Source organism: Lentzea sp. JNUCC 0626 (genome assembly GCF_043632865.1).
Classification (GTDB): domain Bacteria; phylum Actinomycetota; class Actinomycetes; order Mycobacteriales; family Pseudonocardiaceae; genus Lentzea.
In genome coordinates this window covers 8,177,189-8,200,332 of sequence record NZ_CP171635.1, presented here as the reverse complement: position 1 = coordinate 8,200,332, position 23,144 = coordinate 8,177,189, and the positions used below count along the sequence as shown (strand labels likewise).

The following is a 23,144-nucleotide window of genomic DNA, read 5'->3' as shown; positions in this document are numbered from 1 at the left end:
GCGCCAACCCTAACTACGCCGGACGCAAATGCACCACGTCACCAGCGGACACGCCGTGGTCCACCCCATCGGTGCCGCGCACGACCAGCGTGCCGTCCGGCTCGATGCGCTGCGCAACTCCCTGGACCTGAACACCACCTGAAAGTTCGACGCGGACGTTCGCGCCGAGCGTCGACGAGTGCTCGGTGTACTCCTCCAGCACCCCGGACTCCACGGCGTCGCCCTCGTTCTTGCGCCACACGCCTTCCAGCCCGGCCAGCTCGACCAGCAGCCGGAACGCGAGCTCGGTGCGGTCCAGCTCGGCCGCGCCCTCGTCCTCGAGCGACGTCGGCGCGAGCCCGCCGGGAGCGGGTTCGACGTCCGGCGGCAGCTTCGCCACGTTGAGCCCGATGCCCACGACGACCGAGCCGTCGGCGGTGATCTCGGACAGGATGCCCGCGCCCTTGCCGGGCCCGGAGCCGAGCAGCAGGTCGTTGGGCCACTTCAGGGTCGCCTCGACGCCGACCGACTGGGCGACGCGCACGAGCGCCAGCCCGGCGATCAGGTTGAGCCACGGCAACTTCGCCGGAGCGACGTCCGGGCGGAACAGCACGCTGACGTAGAGGCCGCCCTTCGGCGACGACCAGCTGCGGCCGCGACGGCCCTGGCCCGCGCTCTGCTCCAGCGCGATCAGCACGGTGCGGTCGGCGGCGTTCGCGGCGGCCAGGTCGGCGTTGGTGGAGGCCGTGGTCTCGACGACGTCGAGGGCGGCGTACGGGCCGTTGGGGGCGACGAGCCGTGAGCGCAGCTCTTCGGCGTCGAGTGTGGTCATCGCGCCAGGCTATTAGAACGAGAGAGAGTACGTGCGATAAGAGATTGCCAACAGGTTGCCGTGACCTGGACAACTGCACGAGGCAGTTCAGCAATGGTCTCGTTAGGCTGCGAGCCCATGAGCAGTGCGACCGAGCCGATCGGGAACGTCCCCGCAGATGCACCGGACGTCCACACCACCGCGGGCAAGCTCGTTGACCTCTACCGGCGCAACGACGAGGCGGTTCACGCCGGCTCCGAACGCGCGGTCGAAAAGCAGCACGCGAAGGGCAAGAAGACAGCCCGCGAGCGCATCGACCTCCTGCTCGACCCCGGATCGTTCGTCGAGCTGGACGAACTCGCCCGGCACCGCTCGACCAACTTCGGCCAGGAGAAGAACCGTCCGTACGGCGACGGCGTGGTGACGGGCTACGGCACCGTCGACGGCCGCCCGGTGTGCGTGTTCTCCCAGGACGTCACGGTCTTCGGCGGGTCGCTCGGCGAGGTCTACGGCGAGAAGATCGTCAAGGTCATGGACCTGGCGATCAAGACGGGCCGCCCGATCGTCGGCATCAACGAGGGCGGCGGCGCGCGCATCCAGGAGGGCGTCGTCTCGCTGGGGCTGTACGGCGAGATCTTCTCCCGCAACGTCAAGGCGTCCGGCGTGATCCCGCAGATCTCGCTGATCATGGGCTCGAACGCCGGCGGGCACGTCTACTCCCCCGCGCTGACCGACTTCGTGGTGATGGTCGACCAGACCTCGCACATGTTCATCACCGGCCCGGACGTCATCAAGACCGTCACCGGTGAAGACGTGACGATGGAGGAGCTGGGCGGCGGTCGCACGCACAACACCAAGTCCGGCAACGCGCACTACCTCGGCAGCGACGAGGAGGACGCGATCGCGTACGTCAAGGAACTGCTGTCGTACCTGCCGTCCAACAACCTCTCCGAGACCCCGGCGTTCGAGGGCACGCTCGCTCAGGGCGCGATCTCCGACTCGATCACCGACGAGGACCGCGAGCTCGACTCGCTCATCCCGGACTCCGCGAACCAGCCGTACGACATGCACGAGGTCATCAACCGCGTGCTCGACGACGGCGACTTCCTCGAGGTGCAGCCGCTCTTCGCGCCGAACATCCTGGTCGGCTTCGGCCGGGTGGACGGCCAGAGCGTCGGCGTCGTCGCGAACCAGCCCACCCAGTTCGCGGGCTGCCTCGACATCGACGCCTCCGAGAAGGCCGCGCGGTTCGTGCGCACCTGCGACGCGTTCAACATCCCCGTGCTCACGTTCGTGGACGTGCCCGGCTTCCTGCCCGGCACCGACCAGGAGTGGAACGGCATCATCCGGCGCGGCGCCAAGCTGATCTACGCCTACGCCGAGGCGACCGTCCCGCTGGTCACCGTCATCACGCGCAAGGCGTACGGCGGCGCGTACGACGTCATGGGCTCCAAGCACCTCGGCGCCGACATCAACCTCGCATGGCCGACCGCGCAGATCGCCGTCATGGGCGCGTCCGGCGCGGCGAACATCGTGCACCGCAAGACGCTCGCCGCGGCCGGTGCCGCCGGTGAGGACGTCGACGCGCTGCGGGCGAAGTTGCAGCAGGAGTACGAGGACACGCTGTGCAACCCGTACGTGGCGGCCGAGCGCGGCTACGTCGACTCGGTGATCCCGCCGTCGTTCACGCGCGGGTACGTGGCGCGGGCGTTGGCGATGTTGCGGGACAAGCGCGAGACGCTGCCGCCCAAGAAGCACGGGAACATCCCGCTGTGAGCGCACCGGAGGAGAACGTGCCGCTGCTGAAGGTCGTCAAGGGCACGCCTGACGACCACCAACTGGCCGCGTTGACCGCCGTCATCGCCGGGCTGGCTTCGGCCGTGCCGGTCGAGGAGGCGCCGCAGCGGCGTTCGGAGTGGGCGCACCCGGCTCGCCGGGTGCGCCGGTCGTTGCAGCACGGGCCGGGCGCCTGGAAGGCGTCCGGGTTCACCGGCTAGGACGTGCGCGGGGCGGTCGTCGGTTCGTACTCGACGGTCACGTTGTCCTGCCCGTACCCGTGTTCCCCTGGAGCGAGCGGGTGCGGGCAGTCGAGCGCCGCGGCGTCGACCACCGGCGAAGGGCCGGGGTAGACCGAGTACCGCACGCAGCTCCGTGCCCAGGCGGTGGTGTAGGTCCAGCCCCCACCGGCCTCGCCGCGGGCGCGGAAGACCACGTCCAGCTCGAAACCGCCCTCGATCGGACGTCTGCCGAAGACGGAGTGGGGCATCCCGGCCGCGGCGTCGACGGTCGCCATGTCCGCTCCGCCCTGCACGGCCCACTCGATCCTGCCCGCGGCACCGTCGAGCTGGCCCTCGACCGTTTTCGTCGCGTAGTCCTCGGCCCTGTTCCTCTCCGGGGAACACGAGACGCCGCTCAGGAGCACGATCAAGAGCCCGACCAGCCCGTACGCCACCACCCAGAACCGCATCAGCAGTCCACGCGCCGGCTCGTCACGCTCATCCCCACCGCGACCTCGCGGCAGCGCGTCTCGCCGTCCACCTGCAACTTCAACGTCCAGAAGGCGCTGCCGTAGGCGTTGGTCCGCCGCAGCACCTCGACGCCCGCGTGGTTGAGCACCGCTCCGGAGCGCACCGCGGGCACGACCTGGCTCAGCAGCGCGTTCTCCGCGCGGTCGACGGTGTCGGCGAACGGCCAGACGGGCACCCCGTAGCCGATCGGGTCACTCGCGAGCACGCTTCCAACGCCCCACGATCCAATGAGTCCGCCGATGACGACGAAAAGTGCCGCGATCCGTCTGCGCTTACCCTCGCGATCGGAACCGCGTTCGGTGAGGACGAGCACCCAGCGCTTCACTCTGCCGAGAGTGCCGACTGAAGAGGTGATCGCGCATCAGTAGTACTACTCGGACGGACCGCGAGAACTGGCGGACCGTGTACGCGCTGTGCATCGGCTTCTTCATGACGCTGCTGGACACGACCATCGTCAACGTCGCGCTGCCGTCGATGATCACGGACCTGAACGCGTCCCTGAACGACGTCATCTGGGTGGTGAGCGCCTACCTGCTGGCGTTCGCGGTGCCGTTGCTGCTGACCGGGCGGCTGGGTGACCGGTTCGGGCCGAAGCGGCTCTACGTGCTGTTCCTCGGGGCCTCGCTGGCCTGCGGGCTGGCCACGAGCGCGGAGGCGTTGATCGCGGCCCGCGTGTTCCAGGGGCTCGGGGCGGCGGCCATGACGCCGCAGACGATGGCGTTCATCACGCACCTGTTCCCGCCGGCCAAGCGGGGTGCGGCGCTCGGCATGTGGGGGTCGGTGGCCGGGCTCGCTACGGTGTCCGGGCCGTTGCTCGGCGGGGTGCTGGTCACGCACCTCGGCTGGGAGTGGATCTTCTTCGTGAACCTGCCGATCGGCGTGCTGGCGCTGGTCCTGCTGTTCCTGTGGGTGCCGGACCTGCAGCCGGGGAGGGCACCGAAGTTCGACGTGCTCGGCGTCGTGTTGTGCTGTCTCGGGCTCGGGCTGCTGGTGTTCGGCATCCAGAACGGTGAGCACTACCAGTGGGGACGGGTCGCGGGACCGATCACGATCACCGAGATCATCGTGGCCGGGGTGCTGTTCCTCGCCGCGTTCGTCTTCTGGCAGGCGTCGGCGCGCAACGCCGAGCCGTTGATGCCGTTGCGGATCTTCCGCAACCGCAACTTCTCGCTCGGCAACGTCGCGAACATCGCCATCGGCATCACGGTGACCGGGGTGTTCGTGCCGCTGGCGTTGTTCCTGCAGACCGTGCCGAAGCTGTCGCCGCTGATGACCGGCCTGGTCACGGCACCGGCGTCGCTGATGTCCGGGGTGGTGGCGATCTTCGCCGGGCGGTGGTCGAACCGGGCGGACGCCAAGTACCTGCCGATCGTCGGGTTCGCGTTGATGGGCGCCGGGATCCTGCTGATGACGTTCCTGCTCAACGACGGTCCGCAGTGGACGTTGCTGCCGTCGATGGTGTTGCTGGGCATCGGCATGGGCCTGGTGTTCTCACCGCTGACGAACATCTCCACGCGCACGCTCGACCGGTCGTTGCTGGGCGCGGGGTCGGGCATCTACAACACGTCGAGGCAGTTCGGGAACGTGCTGGGCAGCGCGGTGACGGCGGCGGTGCTGCAGATCGTGCTGGCGGCGACCGGGGACTTCACCTCGGCCGTGCGGGCCGCGTTCTACCTGCTGCTGGCGGTCACGGTGCTCGGGATCGTCGCGGCCTTCGCCTTCCGCCAGGTCCCCGCTCCCGGCGTGACAGACTCGCCGCGTGCGTCTGATCCTGGCCTCCCAGTCACCCGCCCGTCTTAGCGTCCTGCGGTCCGCGGGCGTCGAGCCCGTCGTCCGGGTCTCCGGCGTCGACGAGGACGCGCTGGTCGCGTCGCTCGCGAACCCCACGCCGGAGGAGACGGTCGTCGCGCTGTCCGCGGCCAAGGCCGAGGCGATCGAGCACGACGACGAGTGCGTGGTCGTCGGCTGCGACTCGATGCTGCTGTTCGAGGGCGAACTCGTGGGCAAGCCCGGCACGGCCGAGGTCGCGCGCGAGCGGTGGCGGCGGGTCGCGGGCAAGAGCGGCGCGCTGATCACCGGCCACACCGTGCTCAAGGTGTCCGGTGGCGAGATCGTCGACCGCGCGTCCGCCTCCGAGTCGACGACCGTGCGGTTCGGCACGCCGTCGGACGAGGAACTGGAGGCGTACATCGCGTCCGGCGAGCCGTTGCACGTCGCCGGCGGGTTCACGATCGACGGCCGCGGCGGCTGGTTCATCGACGGCATCGAGGGCGACCACACGTCGGTGATCGGCATCAGCCTGCCGCTCACCCGGAAGCTGCTCGGCCAGGTGGGCGTTTCCGTGTCCACACTCTGGTAGACCCTGGTCACAGTTCACCCGATCGGGGAAGACTGCCCTCAACGCCGGCGTTGGGGGCTAGCGGTGAACGAGTACTTGACGCGTCGCAGGCACATCGACCTGGCACGCAGGACGAGCACGGGTTGTCGGAGCTAACGCCCCCGCCACCCCTCATTCAGCTCATCCCTGCCCAGGAGATGTTCCCGTGTCGTTCGTCCAGACTTACCGCAAACCCAAGGTCTTCGGCTTCACCGTGCTCGGCGCGCTCGTCCTCGGCGCGCTCGCCGGCTGGCTCGGCAAGGGCACGTGGCTCGCGCCCGTCCTCGCCAAGATCGGCTCCACCTTCACCGCGCTGCTCCAGCTGACGGTCATCCCTCTGGTGTTCACCGCGATCGTCGTCGGCATCGCCTCGCTGCGGAACCTCGGCGGCGGCCGCACCGCCGCCCGGCTCGGCGGCAAGACGTTCCTGTGGTTCGCCATCACGTCGTTCATCGCGGTGCTGATCGGCATCGCGGTCGCGACGATCCTCAGGCCCGGTGCGGGGCTGCAGATCGAACCCGCCGCCGGTGCCGTCGACAAGCTCGCCAAGCGGGCGTCCGGCTCGTGGCAGGCGCTGCTCGACAACCTGGTGCCCACCAACATCTTCAGCGCGTTCACCGAGGGCGACGTGCTGCAGGTCGTGTTCATCGCCGTGCTGGTCGGGTTCGCCGCCTACGCGCTCGGTGACAAGGCCGCGCCGTTCACGAACCTGGTCCGCTCGTTCTTCGACATCGTCCAGAAGGTCGTCGGCTGGATCATCCTGCTGGCGCCGATCGGCATCTTCGGCCTCATCGGCAACGCCGTCGCGTCGTACGGCAACTCGTTCGTGCAGCCGCTGTTCTCGTTGATCCTCGCGGTGTACCTCGGTTCGGCGCTCGTGCTGTTCGTCGTCTACCCGGTCCTGCTGAAGTTCGTCGGCAAGACCTCGCCGGTCGAGTTCTTCCGCAAGGCGGGCACGGCGCTGCAGTTCGCGTTCGTGTCGCGCTCGTCGGGTGCCACGCTTCCGTTGTCCCGCAAGGCCGCCACCGACCTCGGCGTGCCGACCGAGTACGCGAACTTCGCCGTGCCGCTCGCCACCACGACCAAGATGGACGGCTGCGCCGCGGTCTACCCGGCCGTCGCGACGATCTTCATCGCGAACCTCTTCGGCATCCAGCTCTCGGTGTGGCAGTACGTCGGCATCGTGCTCGTCGCCGTGTTCGGCGCGCTCGCCACGGCCGGAACGACCGGCTGGTACACGATGCTCACGCTGACCCTGAGCGTCGTCGGCCTGCCGCCGGCCGTGATCGCGACCGGTGTGGCCGTGGTCTACGCGATCGACCCGATCCTCGACATGATGCGCACCGCGACCAACGTGGCCGGGCAGATCACCGTGCCGGTCGTCGTGGCCCGCACCGAGCACCTCATCGAGGAGCCCGTCGCGGCCGACGAGCCGGAGCTCGTGAAGGCCTAACGGTCCGCGCAGGGACGCAACTGCGACAACTTCGGCACCGGTGTGGGCCAGCCAGGGAGCTGGTCCGGCGCCGGTGCCGGCGTCGTGCACCCGACGTTCGCTCCCAGCGCCGAGAACACCTGCACGAACGAGTCGTTGCACTGGCCGTCGCACCCGCGCTGGGCCGAGACGATGTCCGCGGTGCCGTCCTCGTTGACGTCGTGCAGCCCGAGGAACCCGGCGTTGGACAGGTAGGTCGACTGCGCGCGCGACCAGACGCCGTCCTTGCGGATCAGCACCTCGCCGAACACCTTGCCGCCCGCGTCGCCGCGCACCAGGCAGACGCTGACCGGCGCGTCCGCGCACAGCAGCGACTGGTCGGTGATCACCGCGCCCGCCTCGGCGATGGTCATCTCGAAGACGTACGGGCCGGACGCGCCGGTCACCCTGATCCGGCCGCCACCCGTCCCGGTGAGCACCTCCACGAGGTCCTTGCCGACCGATTTGCCGATCACGACCTGGCAGACGGTGGTACCGCAGCGCATTCCGGTATCCGAACCTGATTGACCTGAATCGGTGCCGGAAGGTCTCTGGAAATAGGCGAACACCACCCCCGCGATGACGACCACGGCAGCGACGACGGCGACCACCTGCACGGACCTGGTTCCTCCCACGTCGCTGATTGTGCTCGATGGGCTCACGATGGATGTGAAGTGAGCCGCCTCTCCCTCTCGGAGTTCATCGATTTCCGTAGACTGCGGCACCAGCCAGAGCCGTAATTAACCGGTCCAGCAGGAGGTACGACGCCGTGTCGCTGCGCAAGGTGCTCATCGCGAACCGCGGTGAGATCGCCGTCCGGGTCATCCGAGCCTGCCGTGACGCCGGTCTGACGAGCGTCGCCGTCTACGCCGATCCCGACCGCGACGCGCCGTTCGTGCGGCTCGCCGACGAGGCGTTCGCGCTGGGCGGCAACACTCCCGGTGAGAGCTACCTGTCGTTCGAGAAGGTGCTGGCGGCCGCGGCGCAGTCCGGCGCCGACTCCGTGCACCCCGGTTACGGCTTCCTGTCCGAGAACGCCGAGTTCGCGCAGGCCGTGATCGACGCCGGGCTGACGTGGATCGGCCCGACGCCGCAGGCGATCCGCGACCTCGGCGACAAGGTGACGGCGCGGCACATCGCGATGCGCGCGGGCGCGCCGCTGGTGCCCGGCACCAAGGACCCGGTCAACGGGCCGGACGAGATCATCGCGTTCGCTTCCGAGCACGGCTTGCCGGTCGCGATCAAGGCCGCGTTCGGCGGTGGCGGTCGTGGCCTCAAGGTCGCCCGCACGATGGAAGAGATTCCCGAGCTGTTCGACTCGGCGGTCCGCGAGGCCGTCTCGGCGTTCGGCCGCGGCGAGTGCTTCGTCGAGCGCTACCTGGACAAGCCGCGCCACGTCGAGGCCCAGGTGCTCGCCGACACGCACGGCACGGTGATCGTCGTCGGCACGCGCGACTGCTCACTGCAGCGGCGCCACCAGAAGCTGGTCGAGGAGGCGCCCGCGCCGTTCCTGACCGACGAGCAGCGCGCCACGATCCACTCCTCAGCCAAGGCGATCTGCCTCGAAGCCGGGTACCACGGCGCGGGCACGGTCGAGTACCTCGTGGGCCTGGACGGGTCGATCTCGTTCCTGGAGGTCAACACGCGGCTTCAGGTCGAACACCCGGTGTCGGAGGAGACGACCGGTCTCGACCTGGTGCGCGAGCAGTTCCGCATCGCCGCGGGCGAGAAGCTGCGGTTCACCGAGGACCCCACTCCCCGTGCGCACTCGATCGAGTTCCGGATCAACGGCGAGGACGCCGGTCGCGGCTTCCTGCCCGCACCCGGCACCGTGACCTCCTTCGTCGCGCCGTCGGGTCCCGGGGTGCGCGTGGACGCCGGTGTCGAGAGCGGTTCGGTGATCGGCGGGCAGTTCGACTCGTTGCTGGCCAAGCTGATCGTCACCGGCGAGACCCGCGAGGAGGCCCTGGCCCGGTCGCGGCGGGCGCTGGACGAGATGGTCGTCGAGGGCATGGCGACCGTGCTGCCGTTCCACCGGGTGATCGTGCGGGACGCGGCGTTCACGGCCGAGAAGCCCGAGGGCTTCACCGTCCACACGCGGTGGATCGAGACCGAGTTCGACAACCAGATCGCGCCGTTCGCCGGTGCGGCCGAGGCCGCCGACGAGGAGACGCCGCGCCAGACCGTGGTGGTCGAGGTCGGCGGGCGACGCCTCGAGGTGTCGCTGCCGGGTGACCTCGCCGTCGGGTCTCGTCCTGCTGCTGCCGCTTCTTCGAAGAAGCCGAAGACGAAGCGCGCGGGTGGCAGTGCGGCGGCCGTGTCGGGTGACGCGGTGGCGGCGCCGATGCAGGGCACGATCGTGAAGGTGGCCGTCGAGGACGGGCAGACCGTCGAGGCGGGCGACCTGATCGTGGTGCTGGAGGCCATGAAGATGGAGAACCCGGTGACGGCGCACAAGGCGGGCACCGTGACGGGTCTCGCGGCGGCGCCCGGCGACCCGATCACCCAGGGCACTGTGATCTGCGAGCTGAAGGACTGAGTGTTCGCTTTCCCCGCCGGGTCGCTCACCTACGATTGAGTTCGTGAGCGACCCGTCGAGGGACATCCGCATCGGTGACACCGAGCGTCAGCAGGCGTTGCAGGTGCTCGGCGAGCACATGAGCGCGGGCCGCATCGACATCACCGAGTACGGCGATCGGTCCGCGAAGATCACCACCGCGAAGACCCGCGGCGAGCTGATGGCGTTGTTCTACGACCTGCCCGATCCCCGGCCGCAGTTCGTCGCGCCCGTGCCGATGTTCAACGAACCCGCCAGGCCGCCCGCGCGCCGGTGGGAGAGCGCCGTCGTGCCCGTCGTGGGCATCGCGACGGTGATCCTGTTCTTCGCGCTGGTGAAGAACCCGCTGATCTTCCTGCTGGTGCCCGCCGTGGCGATCCTGTGGGGCACGTGGAACGGACGCCGGCGCTGAGCTCACCGACCGTGCTGCTGATCCTGCCGGACCGCGACGAGGCCGAGGAGTTGGCGGCTGAACTGCTGGAGGACGGCTGGGGCCCGTGCCACGTGCACAGGGACATGCTGGCGGGCGAGGACGACGCCGAGGACGTGGACTGGGTGATCGAGCTGACCACGGCGCCGGACGGGCGACCGGCGTCCGCGCACCGCCCTGCGCTCGACGAGCTCGCGGAACGGCACGAGGGGTTCACGGGCGATTCCTGAGCCGCGCACCGCACCGCAGACTTCACGGCGAGGCGCACGCCGCCTCGCTGTACGACTCCCGAGGGTTCACCGGCGACGCGTAGTCCACTTCGTGGCGCAACACCCCGGCTTCACCCTCTCCGATTAGCCTCCTCGCCGTGGAGCCAGTCGAGATCAACGCCGGCGAGTACTACCTGCGCGCCTTCCGCACCGACGACCGCATCGACGACGTGCCGGCGCTGGCCGAGGCGTTCGCCGACCCCGAGACCCGCCGGTACATGCCGCGTCTGACCGGCCAGGACGCGCCGTCCGCCGAGACGCTCGTGATGCTGCTCGCCGACGGCTGGGCGAAGGACTACCGCTGGTCGTGGGCGGTGTGCGAGGCGGTGACGGCCGAGGTCTGGGCCGGGATCGTGATCCACAACGTCGACCACCACCTCGCGTCCGCCGAGGTGATGTGCTGGAGCCAGCCCGCGCACCGCGGCAAGGGCGTGCTGCCGAAGGCGCTCAACTCCGTGCTCGGGTGGGTCTACGGCGCGATGGACATCCACCGGGTGACGTACCGGCACGCGGTCTCGAACACGGCGTCACAGCGCGTCGCGGAGAAGTGCGGATTCACTCTTGAGGGTCGTCTTCGCGAGGAGGCGATGGTCGATGATCAGCGCGAAGACCAGTTGCTGTGGTCACGACTGGCGTCGGATCCCTTCCCAGAGCAGCTACGGTGACCGGCCATGCGGACCACGGGGCTCCTCATCGTCGTGCTGGTGCTGGCCGGGTGCACGGCTCCTCCTGAGCAGAGTTCGCTGACCAGCGCACCGCCTCCGCCGCCCTCGCCCACGACGACGTCGCAGATGGACTTCCCGCAACGGCCGCGCGCGGTGCCGTTGGACACCGTCGAGCCGTGCGGGATCCTGTCGCCCGACCAGTTGACCTCCCTGAGCCTCGACAACCCGCCCAGCGCGTACGTCGAGCCGAGCTTCGGCGGCGCGCGGGCGTGCACGATCCGCAGCACGACGAGCGGCAACGTGGCCCGGCTGGCGCTCGTGACGGTGTCCGGCGCGGACGTGTGGCTGTCGGAGAACGCCCAGGTCGACTACACGGTCGGGGTCATCGAAGGTTTTGCGGCGATTACTGTCCGCACACCTGACGTGCACGACGTCTGCAACGTTGAGATAGACGTCGCCGATGGGCAGTTCCTCGACGTGATGTTCCGCGACGGCGGCAATTCCAGTGCGGTGCAACAAGATCATCTTTGCCTCGGTGCCCAGCGAGTGGCAGAGGCGGCGATGGCCAGTTTGCTCCAGACGCGCTGACCCACACGGGCGGATGTCACTGATCGCACTCCCCAGCGTTACCTTCAGTGGTTAGAGTGTCGAAGCGCTTGTAGGCACAATCGCCGGAGGTTTCACCATGCCGCCAGGGGGACGCAGCGGGGCCGACGCCTCGCCGCCGGCCGCTCACCAGCTGAACGTGGAGCCGGAGGCGATCCCCGCGTTGCGCAACACGTTCTCGGCCGCTCTGATCAAGCTGGACAAGCAGATCGAGATGGCGATCACCGAGTTCCGCGTGCGGCCGTGGGCGGGCGACCCGGTCAGCGCCGAGGCAGCCGAGAAGTTCAACGACCGTTCGATCTCGGACGGCGACTCGGCGCTGCAGGCGTTGCTGAACTACCAGCGGCAGCTCAAGACCGCGATGGACAACCTCAACCAGATCGAGCGGCAGTACAACGTGGTCGAGGGCGACAACACCGGCATGATGAACAAGAGCGGGTGCTGACATGGCCGACCACCGCTGGCAGGGCTACAGCCACAAAGAGCTGTACGAACGCATCCACTCCGGTCCGGGTGCCGCCGCCTCCTTCGCGTCGATGCAGCGCTGGGAAGGCGTCGCGGCGGCGTTGACGGAGATCAACGACGACCTGCACAAGGGCATCACGCTCTCCGGCGCGAAGTGGGAGGGCAAGGCCGCCGAGATGGCGCAGTCCGGCCTCAACCCCGTCGCCGCGTGGGCCGACAGCGCCCGCGGCGGTGCCGACGTCATGCGCGTCTCGGCCGAACTGCAGGCCGGGTACGTCGCGAAGGCCCGCGCCGACATGCCGAAGCCGGTCGCCGTGACCGCCGAGCAGCCCGGCGCGCTCGTCACCGGCATCACCCACCTCTTCGGCGGCCAGACCGACCACGAGAAGCAGGAGGCGGCCCAGGACGCCGCCGAGCGCCGCGCCCGTGAGGTCATGACCACCTACGCGTCGTCCACGACGGCGAACACCTCGACGCTCGGCCAGTTCAGCCAGCCCCCGCAGCTCCAGATCAGCGGCACCGGCGTCACGCACGGCGGCGGAGCCCAGGTCGGCACGGCGGCGGTCTGGGGCGTCGGCCCGAACGGCACCGGCCCCGGCGGCACGCGAGGCCGTTCGTCGACCGGCACCCGCGGCACGGCGGCAGCACCGCCACCCCGCCCCGGCTCGGGCGCGCCCGGCTCCACGACCCGCACCTCGGGCACCGGCACCTCGGTGCCGACCGGCAAGAGCACCCACACGACGACGACCGTGTCGACGGGTGGTCCGGGCAGCACCGGCACCGCGGGCGTCGGCGTTCCCGGCCAGCGCACCTCCAGCCGTTCGGGCGCCCAGGGCCCCGAGGGCGGCCCGAAGCAGATGGAAGAGGGCGCGACCGCGACGTCCAGCGCGGCGGCCGCAGGCACCGTGATGAACGCGGGCCACGCGGCCGGCGTCTCCGGCGCAGCGGGCTCGGCCATGGGCTCGATGGGCACCGTGGGCGCGCAGAACAACAACAACGACCAGGTCCGCGCCCGCGCCGTGCCGATGCCCCAGTCCTTCGACCCGTTCGGCGGCATGGGCCCGCGCAAGGGCGAGGAAGAAGAGGACCTGGAGCACAAGGCCGCCGACTACCTGCGCGAACGCGACGACATCTACGGCGTGGGCAGCTACTCGCTGCCCGTCATCGGGGAGAGCACGACCGACTGATGACTCTGTTCGGCTTGGACGTCGGGTCGAGCGACACGCGCGACCCGGTGGTCATCTCCACGCTGGAGTTCGACGTCCTCTGGGACCACCTGGGCCTCGAGACGATGCCGCTGGTCCTCAAGGTCCCCTCACCGGGCAAGACCACCGAGGAACGCCGCACCATCGAGGACCAGGTCTGGCGCCAACTAGGAGCACGGGGCCTGGGCGGCCCCCGCTCCCTGGACCCGACCCTCGAGGACCTCCTGCACGTCCTCAACCGCCCCCAACAGGAAATCGACGCCCGAATCTGGCTGCACGAACGCAGCCTCCGCCTCCTCGCCTGCGGCAAGGGCCAAGCAGGCGTCCTGGCCGTCCTGGACGGCACCCAACTGATCCTGCGCCCGGCAGAGGCCGACGGCCTCCCCCGCGAGGCCCTCACCGCCCTGCCCACCGCCCCGGCAGGCGAGGGCCACTCGATCACCCTCCCGTCAGCCGACCTGGACGCGGCAGCAGCATCCGCAACAACCCCGGAAGACCTGGAAACGGGCCTCCAGGGCCTGCTCAGAGGCGACGACGCCCACACCCTCGCCGAGATGGTCCGCGACGCCACCAACAGGGGCCAGTTCGGAGCAGCGGCCAGAGACAAGTGGGGCAAGCGCAACCGCCCGGACCGCGTGGTCGCCTTCTACGACACGCCGAAGGGCCGCTACCTCCAGATGCGCCGCGCGACCGAGGGCCAGCCGCCGTGGTCGACCATCACGCCGGTGGACTACCGCCGCCTGCACCACCACCTGACCGAGCTGCTGGCGGAGGCGACCGGCACGGGCTGAGCCCGCAGGGCGCAGCGTCCGGGTTGAGGCGGCAGAGCGCAGCGGGCCGGGTGAGAGGGCAGCGCGCCAAGCAGCCAAGAGCTAGGCAACCAATGGCTTGAGGAGAACGACGCCGCAGGCCAGACCGAATGAGCGCAAGCATCGCGATGGCGCAGCCGAGCCGACACTCTTGGCTTCACCGGTCAGCCGGTACAGGTGACGTACCAGCACAAACCCAGCCACGCACGCGTGGGATTGGGGCTTGACTTTGGGTGCGAGGTGCTACCACTTATGGCTCGGCCGGGCGCTTTTCAGCCCGGCCTTTCCGGTCCGTGAAGCGCCTCGCAAGGGCCCCGAAGTCAAGCCCCAATCCCTATCGTCGCGAAGCGGCGATGACGAAACCCAAGCTCGTCCAGGTCTGCCCGACCACGCTGGATCAGGATCCGGGCCCGATCCCCGAACAGGGCCGCGTCCGCAGGTCGTTCACGTAGTCATCCGGCGCCCCAGCAGCCTCAGCCGCATCCGCAACCACCCCGATGTACCGGGCAGACGGCAACCCACCCTCATACGCGTCCAACACGTAGAGCCAAGCCACCACAGACCCCTCCAGGGTCTGCACCCGCAGCCTGATCTTCTTGTAGAGCCCGAGCGCGCCCTCCCACCGGTCCAGCCGCGACTCATCGCGCGGCGACACGTCGTAGAGCACGCAGAACGTTTGCTGGTCCGGCTCCTCCACGATGGTCGCGAGGGCACCTTCCCAGCCCAGGTCCTCGCCACCGAACGTCAGACGCCAACCGACGAGCCAGCCGGTCCCCGCGAGCGGGGAGTACGGGGCTCGCTCCATCATCTGGTTCGGATCCATGTTCGACCCGTACGCGGCATAGAGCGGCACGTCCGACAGCGTAGCGACCCAACGATCAGCTTTCGGTACTGACGACACGGTCGATTCGGTCAACGCGTACGGTTGAGCCGCCCAACAAGCCCGTGGAAGGGAACTGATCGTGACCCGCATCGTCATCATCGGCGGCGGACCCGCAGGTTACGAAGCAGCCCTGGTCGCGGCGCAGCACGGCGCCGACGTGACCGTGGTCGAGAGCGACGGGGCCGGTGGCGCGTGCGTGTTGTACGACTGCGTGCCGTCCAAGACGTTCATCGCTTCGGCGGGGGCTCGCAGTGCCTTCCGCAACGCCGGTGAGCTGGGGATTCAGACTCACAACGAGCTCGCGACGGTGGATCTGCCGGTCGTACACGGACGGGTGAAGGGGCTTGCGCTCGCGCAGTCCGCGGACGTTCGGGCGCGTCTTCAGCGGGAAGGCGTGCGGCTCATCAACGGGCGCGCGAAGTTCGTCGACGACTCGCGCGGGCTCGCCCAGCACCAGGTCGTGGCGACGGCCGCGGACGGGACCGACGAGGTCCTGAACGCCGATGTGGTGCTCATCGCAACTGGTGCGACCCCGCGCGTGTTGCAGGGTGCCGAGCCCGACGGCAAGCGGGTGCTCACCTGGCGACAGATCTACGACCTGCCCGAGTTGCCCGAGCACCTCGCGGTGATCGGGTCGGGTGTCACGGGTGTCGAGTTCGCCAGCGCCTACACCGAGATGGGCGTGAAGGTGACGATGGTCTCCAGCCGGGACCGGGTTCTGCCGCACGAGGACGCCGACGCGGCCGTCGTGCTGGAGGACGTGTTCGCCGAGCGCGGTACCGCCGTGGTCAAGCACGCGCGGGCCGACCGGGTCGAGAACACCGGCGACGGCGTCCTGATCCACCTGGAGGACGGTCGCACGATCGAGGCGTCGCACGCCCTGATGACGGTCGGTTCGGTGCCCAACACGAGTGACATCGGTCTCGACAAGATCGGTATCGAGCTCGGGCGCGGCGGCTACATCCCCGTCGACCGGGTCAGCCGCACGAACGTCAGCGGCGTCTACGCGGCCGGCGACTGCACCGGTGTGTTGCTGCTCGCCTCGGTCGCCGCCATGCAGGGGCGCATCGCGATGTGGCACGCGCTGGGCGAGGGCGTCAGCCCCATCAAGCTCAAGACCGTCGCCGCGAACGTCTTCACGAACCCCGAGATCGCGAGCGTCGGCATCAGCCAGCAGGCGATCGACTCGGGCGAGGTGCCCGCGCGCACGATCATGCTGCCGCTCGCCACGAACCCCCGCTCCAAGATGGAGGGGCTGCGCCGCGGTTTCGTGAAGCTCTTCTGCCGCCCGGCGACCGGTGTGGTCATCGGCGGTGTCGTCGTGGCGCCGAACGCGTCCGAGCTCATCCTGCCGATCGCGCTCGCCGTGCAGAACCAGCTGACGGTCGAGCACCTCGCGACGACGTTCTCGGTGTACCCGTCGCTGTCCGGCTCCATCACCGAGGCCGGCCGCCAGCTCATGCGGCACGACGATCTCGACTAGATAACACCGCTCCCCCCTGGCAACCGAGGCGCCCGCACGGGCGTCTTCGGTGCGAAGAAAGATTCTCTGGGGGGAGAAACCATGAAGCGCGTCTTCGCTGCGGCCGTCGTCCTGACGGTCGCGGCACTGCTCGGTTCCTGCGCTTCTCCTCAGCCGGCGAGCACGTCCGCGAACACCCCGGCAACCACGCCGGTCACGTCGTCGGCAGCGCAATCGTCTGCGGTACAAGGCATGCCGCCGTCGGAGCCGACCGAGATCCGGATCCCGAAGATCGACGCCGTCTCGTCGTTGGTCCCTTTAGGACTGAACGCCGACCAGACCGTCGAGGTGCCGTCGGTCGAAACGCCGATGCAGGCCGGTTGGTACCACCTCGCCCGCACGCCGGGCGAAGCCGGTCCCGCGGTCGTCCTCGGCCACGTCGACGGCAACAAGGAACCCGGAATCTTCTTCCGCCTCAAGGAACTCGTCGAAGGTGACGAGATCGTGGTGTCCAGAAAGGACGGCACCACGGCCAAGTTCCGCGTGCACAAGAAGGAACAGATCGCCAAGGACAGCTTCCCCACGGAGGCCGTCTACGGCGACACCGACGTACCCGAACTGCGGCTGATCACCTGCGGGGGCAGCTTCGATCAGGCCGCGCGCAACTACCGGGACAACGTCATCGTCTACGCAACTCTCATCTGAAACCTCTGCACTACAACCACTTCTGGGGGAAACCGAAATGAAGCACGTCCAGATCATCGCCGGACTCGCCGCGACCGCCGCTGCCGCCCTGATGTTCACGCCGATGGCCAGCGCCCAGTCGTTCGAGGGCTTCACGCTCGACAAGACCGAGTACGTGCCCGGCGACAACGTGTCGATCTCCTACGACGTCACCGCGAAGTGCGAGGGCAAGGCGAGCTCGAACGGCTTCATCAACAAGTTCTCGTCCGACTTCCGCGTCGGCGGCCCGAACACCTACGTGGCCGAGGCCTCCGCGAGCTGGATCCCGGGCGACTACACCGCCGAGCTGACCTGCAAGGGCAAGACCGTCTCCAAGGCGTTCAAGGTCCTCGCGCCGCGCGACAAGTTCACGCTCGACAAGACCGAGGTCGAGGCCGGCGGCGACATCAGCGTGATGAAGACCAAGCAGTCCGACTGCGGCGAGGTCGCGACCTCGACCGGCTTCGCGGCGCCGATCCAGCTCCAGTACGACTCGCAGAACCTCCGCATCGGCAACGGCAAGGTCGTCGAGACCGCCGGCACCTACCAGGCCGAGATGACGTGCGGCGGCAAGCAGGTGCAGGTCCAGTTCGTGGTCACCGCCAAGGCGCCCACCAACGCCCCCAAGGCGCCGGTCGCCGAGAAGGTCGTCCAGAAGCCGCAGGCCAAGGCCCCGATCGTCAAGCCGAAGGGCGCTCCGCAGACCGGTGGCGGCAGCACCGCGCGCTAGTTGATGATCACATTTCGATTCTGTCTTGATTGGACGCGCAACTAACCCACCGGATGTGCGTCAATGGGTCCGTGGGGACTCGTGTCTTGATCGCGGTGCTGTGTGTGGCACTGGCCACAGCCTGTTCGCAGGCGCCCGCACCGAAGCCGTCGGCGGCGACGAGCGAAAGCGCTCCGCCGCCGGTGGTGTCACCGCTCGGCAACTCGGATCCGATGGAACTGCGGATCGAGCGGATCGGTGTGCGGTCGTCGCTCGTGGCGCTCGGCCTCGACCCTCAGGGCGTCGTGCAGATGCCGCCCGCGAACGAGGGCATGCAGGCCGGCTGGTACCAGACACAACCGCAGCAGTGGATCATCGTGGGCCGGATCGAGAGCAACAAGGCCAGAGGTGTTTTCTTCAGACTGAACGACCTCGGCGAGGGCGACCTGCTCGAAGTGTCCAAGAAGGACGGTTCGGTCGCCCGCTTCACGGTCACGCGCACGGAAAGAATCATCCGCGACGACTTCTTCGCGGAGGCCGTGGCGCGCGACGAGGACGAGCCGGGGTTGCGGCTGATCACGTGTGGCACCCGCGACAACGTGATCGTGCACGCAACACCTACTACGTAGAACGTTCGCGAGTTCGCGTCGGTCGTCCGGTCACCCGCTCGCACCGAAATCGGCGAAGCCCATTTCGGTGCGAGCGAGTCGGCCGGACGACCGACTTCAAGGCGAACTCGCCGCCGTCTGCGGAGCAGCGGCCAAATACTCAGTCTTCAACCCAGTCGAAGGTCTTCGAAACGGCCTTCTTCCAGTTCGCGTACTCGGAAGCACGTCGGGAGTCGTCCATCTGCGGCTCCCACTGCTTGTCCTGCGCCCAGTTCGCGCGGATGTCGTCCTCGGTCTTCCAGAACCCGACCGCGAGCCCAGCGGCATAAGCGGCACCCAGAGCGGTCGTCTCGTTGACCACCGGTCGAATGACCGGAACCCCGAGAATGTCCGCCTGGAACTGCATCAGCAGCTCGTTCACGACCATGCCGCCGTCGACCTTCAACGCCGTCAGGTCGACGCCCGAGTCCGCGTTCATCGCGTCGAGCACCTCCCGCGTCTGGAACGCCGTCGCCTCCAGCACGGCCCGCGCCAGGTGCCCCTTGTTGACGAACCGCGTCAGCCCGACGATCGCGCCACGGGCATCAGAACGCCAGTAGGGCGCAAAAAGCCCGGAGAACGCCGGCACGAAGTAGGCACCACCGTTGTCCTCGACGGACCGGGCGTGCTCCTCGATCTCGGCCGCGGACCCGATCATGCCGAGGTTGTCCCGCAACCACTGCACCAACGACCCGGTGACCGCGATCGACCCTTCCAGCGCGTACACCGGAGCGGCGTCACCGATCTTGTAGCAGACCGTGGTGAGCAGCCCGTTCTCGCTCATCACCTTCTCGGTGCCGGTGTTGAGCAGCATGAAGTTGCCGGTGCCGTAGGTGTTCTTGGCCTCACCGGGCGAGAGGCAGGCCTGGCCGAACGTCGCCGCCTGCTGGTCGCCGAGGATGCCCGCGATCGGCACGCCGGCGAGCGCGCCGCGTTCGCGCACCTGGCCGTAGACCTCGGACGACGACCGGATCTCCGGCAGCATCGACATCGGAATGCCCATGTCGGCGGCGATCGACGAGTCCCACTGCAGGGTGTCGAGGTCCATCAGCATGGTGCGCGAGGCGTTGGTCGGGTCGGTGACGTGCACGCCGCCGTCCGTCCCGCCGGTCATGTTCCACAGCACCCACGTGTCCATGTTGCCGAACAGCAGGTCACCGGCCTCGGCCCGCTCACGCGCGCCCTCGACGTTGTCCAGGATCCAGCGCACCTTGGGACCGGAGAAGTAGGTCGCCAGCGGCAGGCCGACCTTGGCCCGGTAGCGCTCCTGGCCGCCGCCCAGCGCGCCCAGCTCGGTGACGATCTTGTCCGTGCGGGTGTCCTGCCACACGATGGCGTTGTAGACGGGCTCGCCGGTGTTCTTGTCCCACACCACAGCGGTTTCGCGCTGGTTGGTGATGCCCACCGCGACGATGTCCGAAGTGGACAGATCGGCCTTCGCCAGCGCACCGGCGGCGACCTGGCGGGTGTTCTGCCAGACCTCCTGCGGGTCGTGCTCCACCCAACCGGCGCGGGGGAAGATCTGCTCGTGTTCCTTCTGGTCGACCGACACCACCCGACCGGAGTGGTCGAAGATCATGCACCGGGTCGACGTGGTGCCCTGGTCGATCGCGGCCACGTACTGGGTCATGCGAGAAGTCCTTTCAGACCGGGAGAACCAGGAAGAGCAACGCGGCGAGCGCGCCACCCAGGAGCGGGCCGGCGACCGGGATCCACGAGTAGCCCCAGTTCGCGTTGCCCTTGTTGCGGATCGGCATCATGAACGCGTAGGCGATGCGCGGACCGAGGTCGCGCGCCGGGTTGATGGCGTAGCCGGTCGGGCCACCGAGCGACGTACCGATCACGAGGACGACGAACGCGACACCCGCGTACCCGAGCGCCGAGTTGCCGAACTGCGGCACGCCGTCCACCGACTCCTTGGCTCCCGGCGACAACAGGATCCACAGCACCAGCACGAACGTGCCGATGACCTCGGAGACGAGGTTCCACGGCACGCTGGGCACGGTCGGGCCGGTGGAGAAGATGCCGAGCGTGTTCTGCGGTTCGTCGTGCGTGTCGAACTGCTTCTTGTAGGTGGCCCAGCAGAGCATCGCGCCGATGATGGCGCCGACCATCTGCCCCAAGATGTAGAACGGAACGTCGGCCCACGGCGTCTTGTCCGCGATGGCGAGACCGAACGTCACGGCGGGGTTGAGGTGTGCGGCACTCGGACTGGCAATGCTGGCGCCGGCGAAGACCGCGAAGGCCCAGCCGACGTTGACGAACAGAAAGCCAGTGCTGTTGCCGAGCGTGTCCTTGAGCACTTGGTTCGCGACAACACCGGTGCCCAGGAGGATGAGGATCGCCGTCCCCAGCATCTCCCAGACGAAGATCGAGCCTGCGCTCATCGTCGACCTCCACTCGTTTGCGGCCAGGTGGACGCGCAAACCCGAGGTCAGGGCCGCGCCGCCCGCCTTCAACGTGCTCGGACGCTATCTCCGAGCTGATCACTTGTCTACGCCATCTACCTGCACTCAGGCCATTTATGGGCCTTAGGAACCTGCGGCGCTGTGGCCGTCGGCCCGCGCCCCGCCTTCCGCCGGCCAGACGGGTGCATCGTGGTGTCGGCCCCCGCCCCTCATATCGGGCATATGGGGGGCGGGGGCCGACACCGCGAGGTGCCCTGCTGGGCGCCGGAAGGCGCGGCGCGGGTCGGCGGCCACAGCGCCTGGCCCATGGGCGAAGCTCGGTTCGTGCAGGTAACGTGATCCGCGAGTCGTCACAGGGAGGCGCCTGTCGTGGCCACGCGAAAGAACTCATCGGCAACACCGAACGTCCCCAGCGCTCCGCCGATCACCGGCAGGCTGGGCCCGGCCGAGCGCGAGGAGTCCTGGCAACGCCTCGGCTCCGAGACCTTCGACCTCGTGGTGGTCGGTGGTGGCGTGGTCGGCGTCGGCGCGGCGCTCGACGCGGCCACCCGCGGTCTGCGGGTCGCCCTCGTCGAGGCACGCGACCTGGCATCCGGCACGTCGAGCAGGTCCAGCAAGCTCTTCCACGGTGGCCTGCGCTACCTGGAGCAGCTGGAGTTCGGCCTGGTGCGCGAGGCGTTGCGGGAACGCGAACTCATGCTCACGCGGATCGCGCCGCACCTGGTGAAGCCCGTCGCGTTCCTCTACCCGCTCAGCAACCGCGTCTGGGAACGTCCGTACACGGCGGCCGGTCTGTTCCTCTACGACACGATGGGCGGCGCCCGGTCCGTGCCGGGGCAGAAGCACCTCACGCGGGCAGGCGCGCTGCGGCTCGTGCCGGCGTTGAAGCGGGACGCGCTGATCGGCGGCATCCGTTACTACGACGCACAAGCGGACGACGCTCGGCACACGATGATGGTCGGCCGCACGGCCGCCCACTACGGCGCTGTCGTGCGGACGTCGACGCAGGTCGTCGGCTTCCTGCGGGAGGCGGACCGGGTGTCCGGCGTGCGGGTCCGCGACGTCGAGGACGGGCGCGAGGTCGACGTGCGGGCGCACGCGGTGATCAACGCGACCGGGGTGTGGACCGATGAGCTGCAACGGCTTTCGGGCTCGCGCGGGCGGTTCCGGGTGCGGGCGTCGAAGGGCGTGCACATCGTGGTGCCGCGCGACCGGATCGTCGCCGAGGCCGGGATGATCCTGCGCACCGAGAAGTCCGTGCTGTTCGTGATCCCGTGGCGCAACCACTGGATCGTCGGCACGACCGACACGGACTGGAACCTCGACCTGGCGCACCCCGCGGCCACCCAGCACGACATCGACTACATCCTCGAGCACGTCAACTCGGTCCTCGCGACGCCGTTGACGCACGACGACATCGAGGGCGTCTACGCGGGCCTGCGGCCGTTGCTGGCGGGCGAGAACGACTCGACGTCGAAGCTGTCGCGCGAACACGCGGTGGCCAGGGTCGCGCCGGGGCTGGTCGCGATCGCGGGCGGCAAGTACACGACGTACCGCGTGATGGGCGCGGACGCGGTGGACGCGGCGCACGTCGACCTGCCCGGCCGGATCCAGCCGTCCATCACGGACAAGGTGCCGCTGGTCGGCGCCGACGGCTACCACGCGCTGGTCAACCAGGCGGATCAGTTGGCCGCCAAGCACGGCCTGCACCCGTACCGCGTCCGGCACCTGCTGGACCGCTACGGCTCGCTGGTGCACGAGGTGCTGTCGCTTGCCGCGGACAACCCCGACCTGCTCAAGCCGATCCCGGCGTCCCCCGACTACCTCCAGGTGGAGGCGGTGTACGCGGTCTCGCACGAGGGCGCGATGCACCTGGAGGACGTGCTGACCAGGCGCACCCGCATCTCCATCGAGTACGCCCACCGCGGCGTCGACTCGGCGGAGGCGGTGGCCAGGCTGGTCGCGCCGATCCTCGGCTGGGACGAGGATGCGATCAAGCGCGAGGTCGAGGTCTACAACGCGCGCGTCGAGGCCGAACGGACGTCGCAGACCAAGCCGGACGACCAGGCGGCGGACGCCGTGCGGGCGGCGGCTCCGGAAGCACGTCCTCAATTGACCGAACCGGTGAGCTGATTCCCGG

At 69.0% G+C, this 23,144-nt stretch carries 25 protein-coding genes; 18 read left to right on the top strand and 7 right to left on the bottom strand.

Features of this window, described 5'->3' with window-relative positions; all coding sequences use genetic code 11:
- Positions 1-13: 13 nt before the first annotated feature.
- Positions 14-811 carry a biotin--[acetyl-CoA-carboxylase] ligase gene (locus JNUCC0626_RS38250; RefSeq protein ID WP_394615539.1) on the bottom strand — a complete coding sequence of 266 codons (798 nt, stop codon included), beginning with the start codon at positions 809-811 and terminating at the stop codon, positions 14-16.
- Between the two features lie 117 nt (positions 812-928).
- Here JNUCC0626_RS38250 and JNUCC0626_RS38245 point away from each other — a divergent pair, with 117 nt between their 5' ends.
- Both JNUCC0626_RS38245 and JNUCC0626_RS38240 read left to right on the top strand, forming a co-directional pair.
- The gene (locus JNUCC0626_RS38245; RefSeq protein ID WP_394615538.1) at positions 929-2,566 is read left to right on the top strand and encodes an acyl-CoA carboxylase subunit beta; all 1,638 of its coding nucleotides are present in this window, start codon (positions 929-931) and stop codon (positions 2,564-2,566) included.
- Positions 2,563-2,787, top strand: coding sequence for an acyl-CoA carboxylase subunit epsilon (locus tag JNUCC0626_RS38240; RefSeq protein WP_394615537.1), 225 nt, complete (start codon positions 2,563-2,565; stop codon positions 2,785-2,787). Before JNUCC0626_RS38245 ends, JNUCC0626_RS38240 begins: the two co-directional genes overlap by 4 nt.
- Here JNUCC0626_RS38240 and JNUCC0626_RS38235 read toward each other — a convergent pair.
- Positions 2,784-3,257, bottom strand: a complete 474-nt coding sequence (locus JNUCC0626_RS38235; protein ID WP_394615536.1) for a hypothetical protein — start codon at positions 3,255-3,257, stop codon at positions 2,784-2,786. The two genes, JNUCC0626_RS38240 and JNUCC0626_RS38235, sit on opposite strands and share 4 nt — an antisense overlap.
- A complete protein-coding gene (locus JNUCC0626_RS38230) occupies positions 3,257-3,643 on the bottom strand; it encodes a hypothetical protein (RefSeq protein WP_394615535.1) in 387 nt (128 codons plus the stop codon). Before JNUCC0626_RS38230 ends, JNUCC0626_RS38235 begins: the two co-directional genes overlap by 1 nt.
- 77 nt (positions 3,644-3,720) lie before the next feature.
- On the opposite strand from JNUCC0626_RS38230, the gene JNUCC0626_RS38225 reads away from it, so the two are divergent.
- From JNUCC0626_RS38225 to JNUCC0626_RS38215, 3 genes are all read left to right on the top strand, one after another.
- A complete protein-coding gene (locus JNUCC0626_RS38225) occupies positions 3,721-5,118 on the top strand; it encodes an MFS transporter (RefSeq protein ID WP_394615534.1) in 1,398 nt (465 codons plus the stop codon).
- Complete coding sequence (locus JNUCC0626_RS38220) at positions 5,078-5,677, top strand: Maf family protein (protein ID WP_394615533.1); 600 nt, start codon at positions 5,078-5,080, stop codon at positions 5,675-5,677. Before JNUCC0626_RS38225 ends, JNUCC0626_RS38220 begins: the two co-directional genes overlap by 41 nt.
- 184 nt (positions 5,678-5,861) lie before the next feature.
- The gene (locus tag JNUCC0626_RS38215; RefSeq protein ID WP_394615532.1) at positions 5,862-7,148 is read left to right on the top strand and encodes a dicarboxylate/amino acid:cation symporter; all 1,287 of its coding nucleotides are present in this window, start codon (positions 5,862-5,864) and stop codon (positions 7,146-7,148) included.
- Here the strand turns inward: JNUCC0626_RS38215 and JNUCC0626_RS38210 are convergent.
- Positions 7,145-7,801, bottom strand: coding sequence for a hypothetical protein (locus JNUCC0626_RS38210; RefSeq protein WP_394615531.1), 657 nt, complete (start codon positions 7,799-7,801; stop codon positions 7,145-7,147). The genes JNUCC0626_RS38215 and JNUCC0626_RS38210 overlap by 4 nt on opposite strands.
- A gap of 134 nt (positions 7,802-7,935) precedes the next feature.
- Between JNUCC0626_RS38210 and JNUCC0626_RS38205 the strand changes: the two genes are divergently transcribed.
- The 8 genes from JNUCC0626_RS38205 (at position 7,936) to JNUCC0626_RS38170 (ending at position 14,154) form a co-directional block, all read left to right on the top strand.
- A complete protein-coding gene (locus JNUCC0626_RS38205) occupies positions 7,936-9,705 on the top strand; it encodes an acetyl/propionyl/methylcrotonyl-CoA carboxylase subunit alpha (RefSeq protein WP_394615530.1) in 1,770 nt (589 codons plus the stop codon).
- Positions 9,706-9,748: 43 nt separating this feature from the next.
- Entirely contained in the window at positions 9,749-10,135 is a 387-nt protein-coding gene (locus JNUCC0626_RS38200; protein WP_394615529.1) for a DUF1707 SHOCT-like domain-containing protein, read from the top strand.
- The gene (locus JNUCC0626_RS38195) at positions 10,114-10,383 is read left to right on the top strand and encodes a hypothetical protein (RefSeq protein ID WP_394615528.1); all 270 of its coding nucleotides are present in this window, start codon (positions 10,114-10,116) and stop codon (positions 10,381-10,383) included. Before JNUCC0626_RS38200 ends, JNUCC0626_RS38195 begins: the two co-directional genes overlap by 22 nt.
- Before the next feature lie 137 nt (positions 10,384-10,520).
- Entirely contained in the window at positions 10,521-11,087 is a 567-nt protein-coding gene (locus JNUCC0626_RS38190) for a GNAT family N-acetyltransferase (protein ID WP_394615527.1), read from the top strand.
- 6 nt (positions 11,088-11,093) lie between these two features.
- The gene (locus JNUCC0626_RS38185; protein WP_394615526.1) at positions 11,094-11,675 is read left to right on the top strand and encodes a DUF3558 domain-containing protein; all 582 of its coding nucleotides are present in this window, start codon (positions 11,094-11,096) and stop codon (positions 11,673-11,675) included.
- Positions 11,676-11,772: 97 nt separating this feature from the next.
- Positions 11,773-12,138: a transcriptional regulator gene (locus JNUCC0626_RS38180; RefSeq protein WP_285644080.1), complete on the top strand. Its 366-nt coding sequence runs from the start codon at positions 11,773-11,775 to the stop codon at positions 12,136-12,138.
- A gap of 1 nt (position 12,139) precedes the next feature.
- Complete coding sequence (locus JNUCC0626_RS38175) at positions 12,140-13,345, top strand: PPE domain-containing protein (RefSeq protein WP_394615525.1); 1,206 nt, start codon at positions 12,140-12,142, stop codon at positions 13,343-13,345.
- Positions 13,345-14,154, top strand: a complete 810-nt coding sequence (locus JNUCC0626_RS38170) for an ESX secretion-associated protein EspG (protein WP_394615524.1) — start codon at positions 13,345-13,347, stop codon at positions 14,152-14,154. The genes JNUCC0626_RS38175 and JNUCC0626_RS38170 overlap by 1 nt, the downstream gene beginning before the upstream one ends.
- 415 nt (positions 14,155-14,569) lie before the next feature.
- Here the strand turns inward: JNUCC0626_RS38170 and JNUCC0626_RS38165 are convergent, their stop codons facing one another.
- A complete protein-coding gene (locus tag JNUCC0626_RS38165; RefSeq protein WP_394615523.1) occupies positions 14,570-15,025 on the bottom strand; it encodes a gamma-glutamylcyclotransferase family protein in 456 nt (151 codons plus the stop codon).
- Between the two features lie 109 nt (positions 15,026-15,134).
- On the opposite strand from JNUCC0626_RS38165, the gene JNUCC0626_RS38160 reads away from it, so the two are divergent.
- From JNUCC0626_RS38160 to JNUCC0626_RS38145, 4 genes are all read left to right on the top strand, one after another.
- Positions 15,135-16,538: an NAD(P)H-quinone dehydrogenase gene (locus tag JNUCC0626_RS38160; RefSeq protein ID WP_394615522.1), complete on the top strand. Its 1,404-nt coding sequence runs from the start codon at positions 15,135-15,137 to the stop codon at positions 16,536-16,538.
- Between the two features lie 81 nt (positions 16,539-16,619).
- Positions 16,620-17,222: a class F sortase gene (locus tag JNUCC0626_RS38155; RefSeq protein ID WP_394615521.1), complete on the top strand. Its 603-nt coding sequence runs from the start codon at positions 16,620-16,622 to the stop codon at positions 17,220-17,222.
- Positions 17,223-17,259: 37 nt separating this feature from the next.
- Entirely contained in the window at positions 17,260-17,970 is a 711-nt protein-coding gene (locus JNUCC0626_RS38150) for a hypothetical protein (protein WP_394615520.1), read from the top strand.
- A 71-nt stretch (positions 17,971-18,041) separates the two neighbouring features.
- Positions 18,042-18,578 carry a sortase domain-containing protein gene (locus JNUCC0626_RS38145; protein ID WP_394615519.1) on the top strand — a complete coding sequence of 179 codons (537 nt, stop codon included), beginning with the start codon at positions 18,042-18,044 and terminating at the stop codon, positions 18,576-18,578.
- 139 nt (positions 18,579-18,717) lie between these two features.
- Here the strand turns inward: JNUCC0626_RS38145 and glpK are convergent, their stop codons facing one another.
- Both glpK and JNUCC0626_RS38135 read right to left on the bottom strand, forming a co-directional pair.
- Complete coding sequence (glpK, locus tag JNUCC0626_RS38140) at positions 18,718-20,226, bottom strand: glycerol kinase GlpK (RefSeq protein WP_394615518.1); 1,509 nt, start codon at positions 20,224-20,226, stop codon at positions 18,718-18,720.
- A gap of 13 nt (positions 20,227-20,239) precedes the next feature.
- A complete protein-coding gene (locus JNUCC0626_RS38135; protein WP_394615517.1) occupies positions 20,240-20,983 on the bottom strand; it encodes an MIP/aquaporin family protein in 744 nt (247 codons plus the stop codon).
- A 444-nt stretch (positions 20,984-21,427) separates the two neighbouring features.
- Here JNUCC0626_RS38135 and glpD point away from each other — a divergent pair, with 444 nt between their 5' ends.
- A complete protein-coding gene (glpD, locus tag JNUCC0626_RS38130; RefSeq protein WP_394622193.1) occupies positions 21,428-23,137 on the top strand; it encodes a glycerol-3-phosphate dehydrogenase in 1,710 nt (569 codons plus the stop codon).
- The last annotated feature ends 7 nt before the right edge of the window (positions 23,138-23,144 follow it).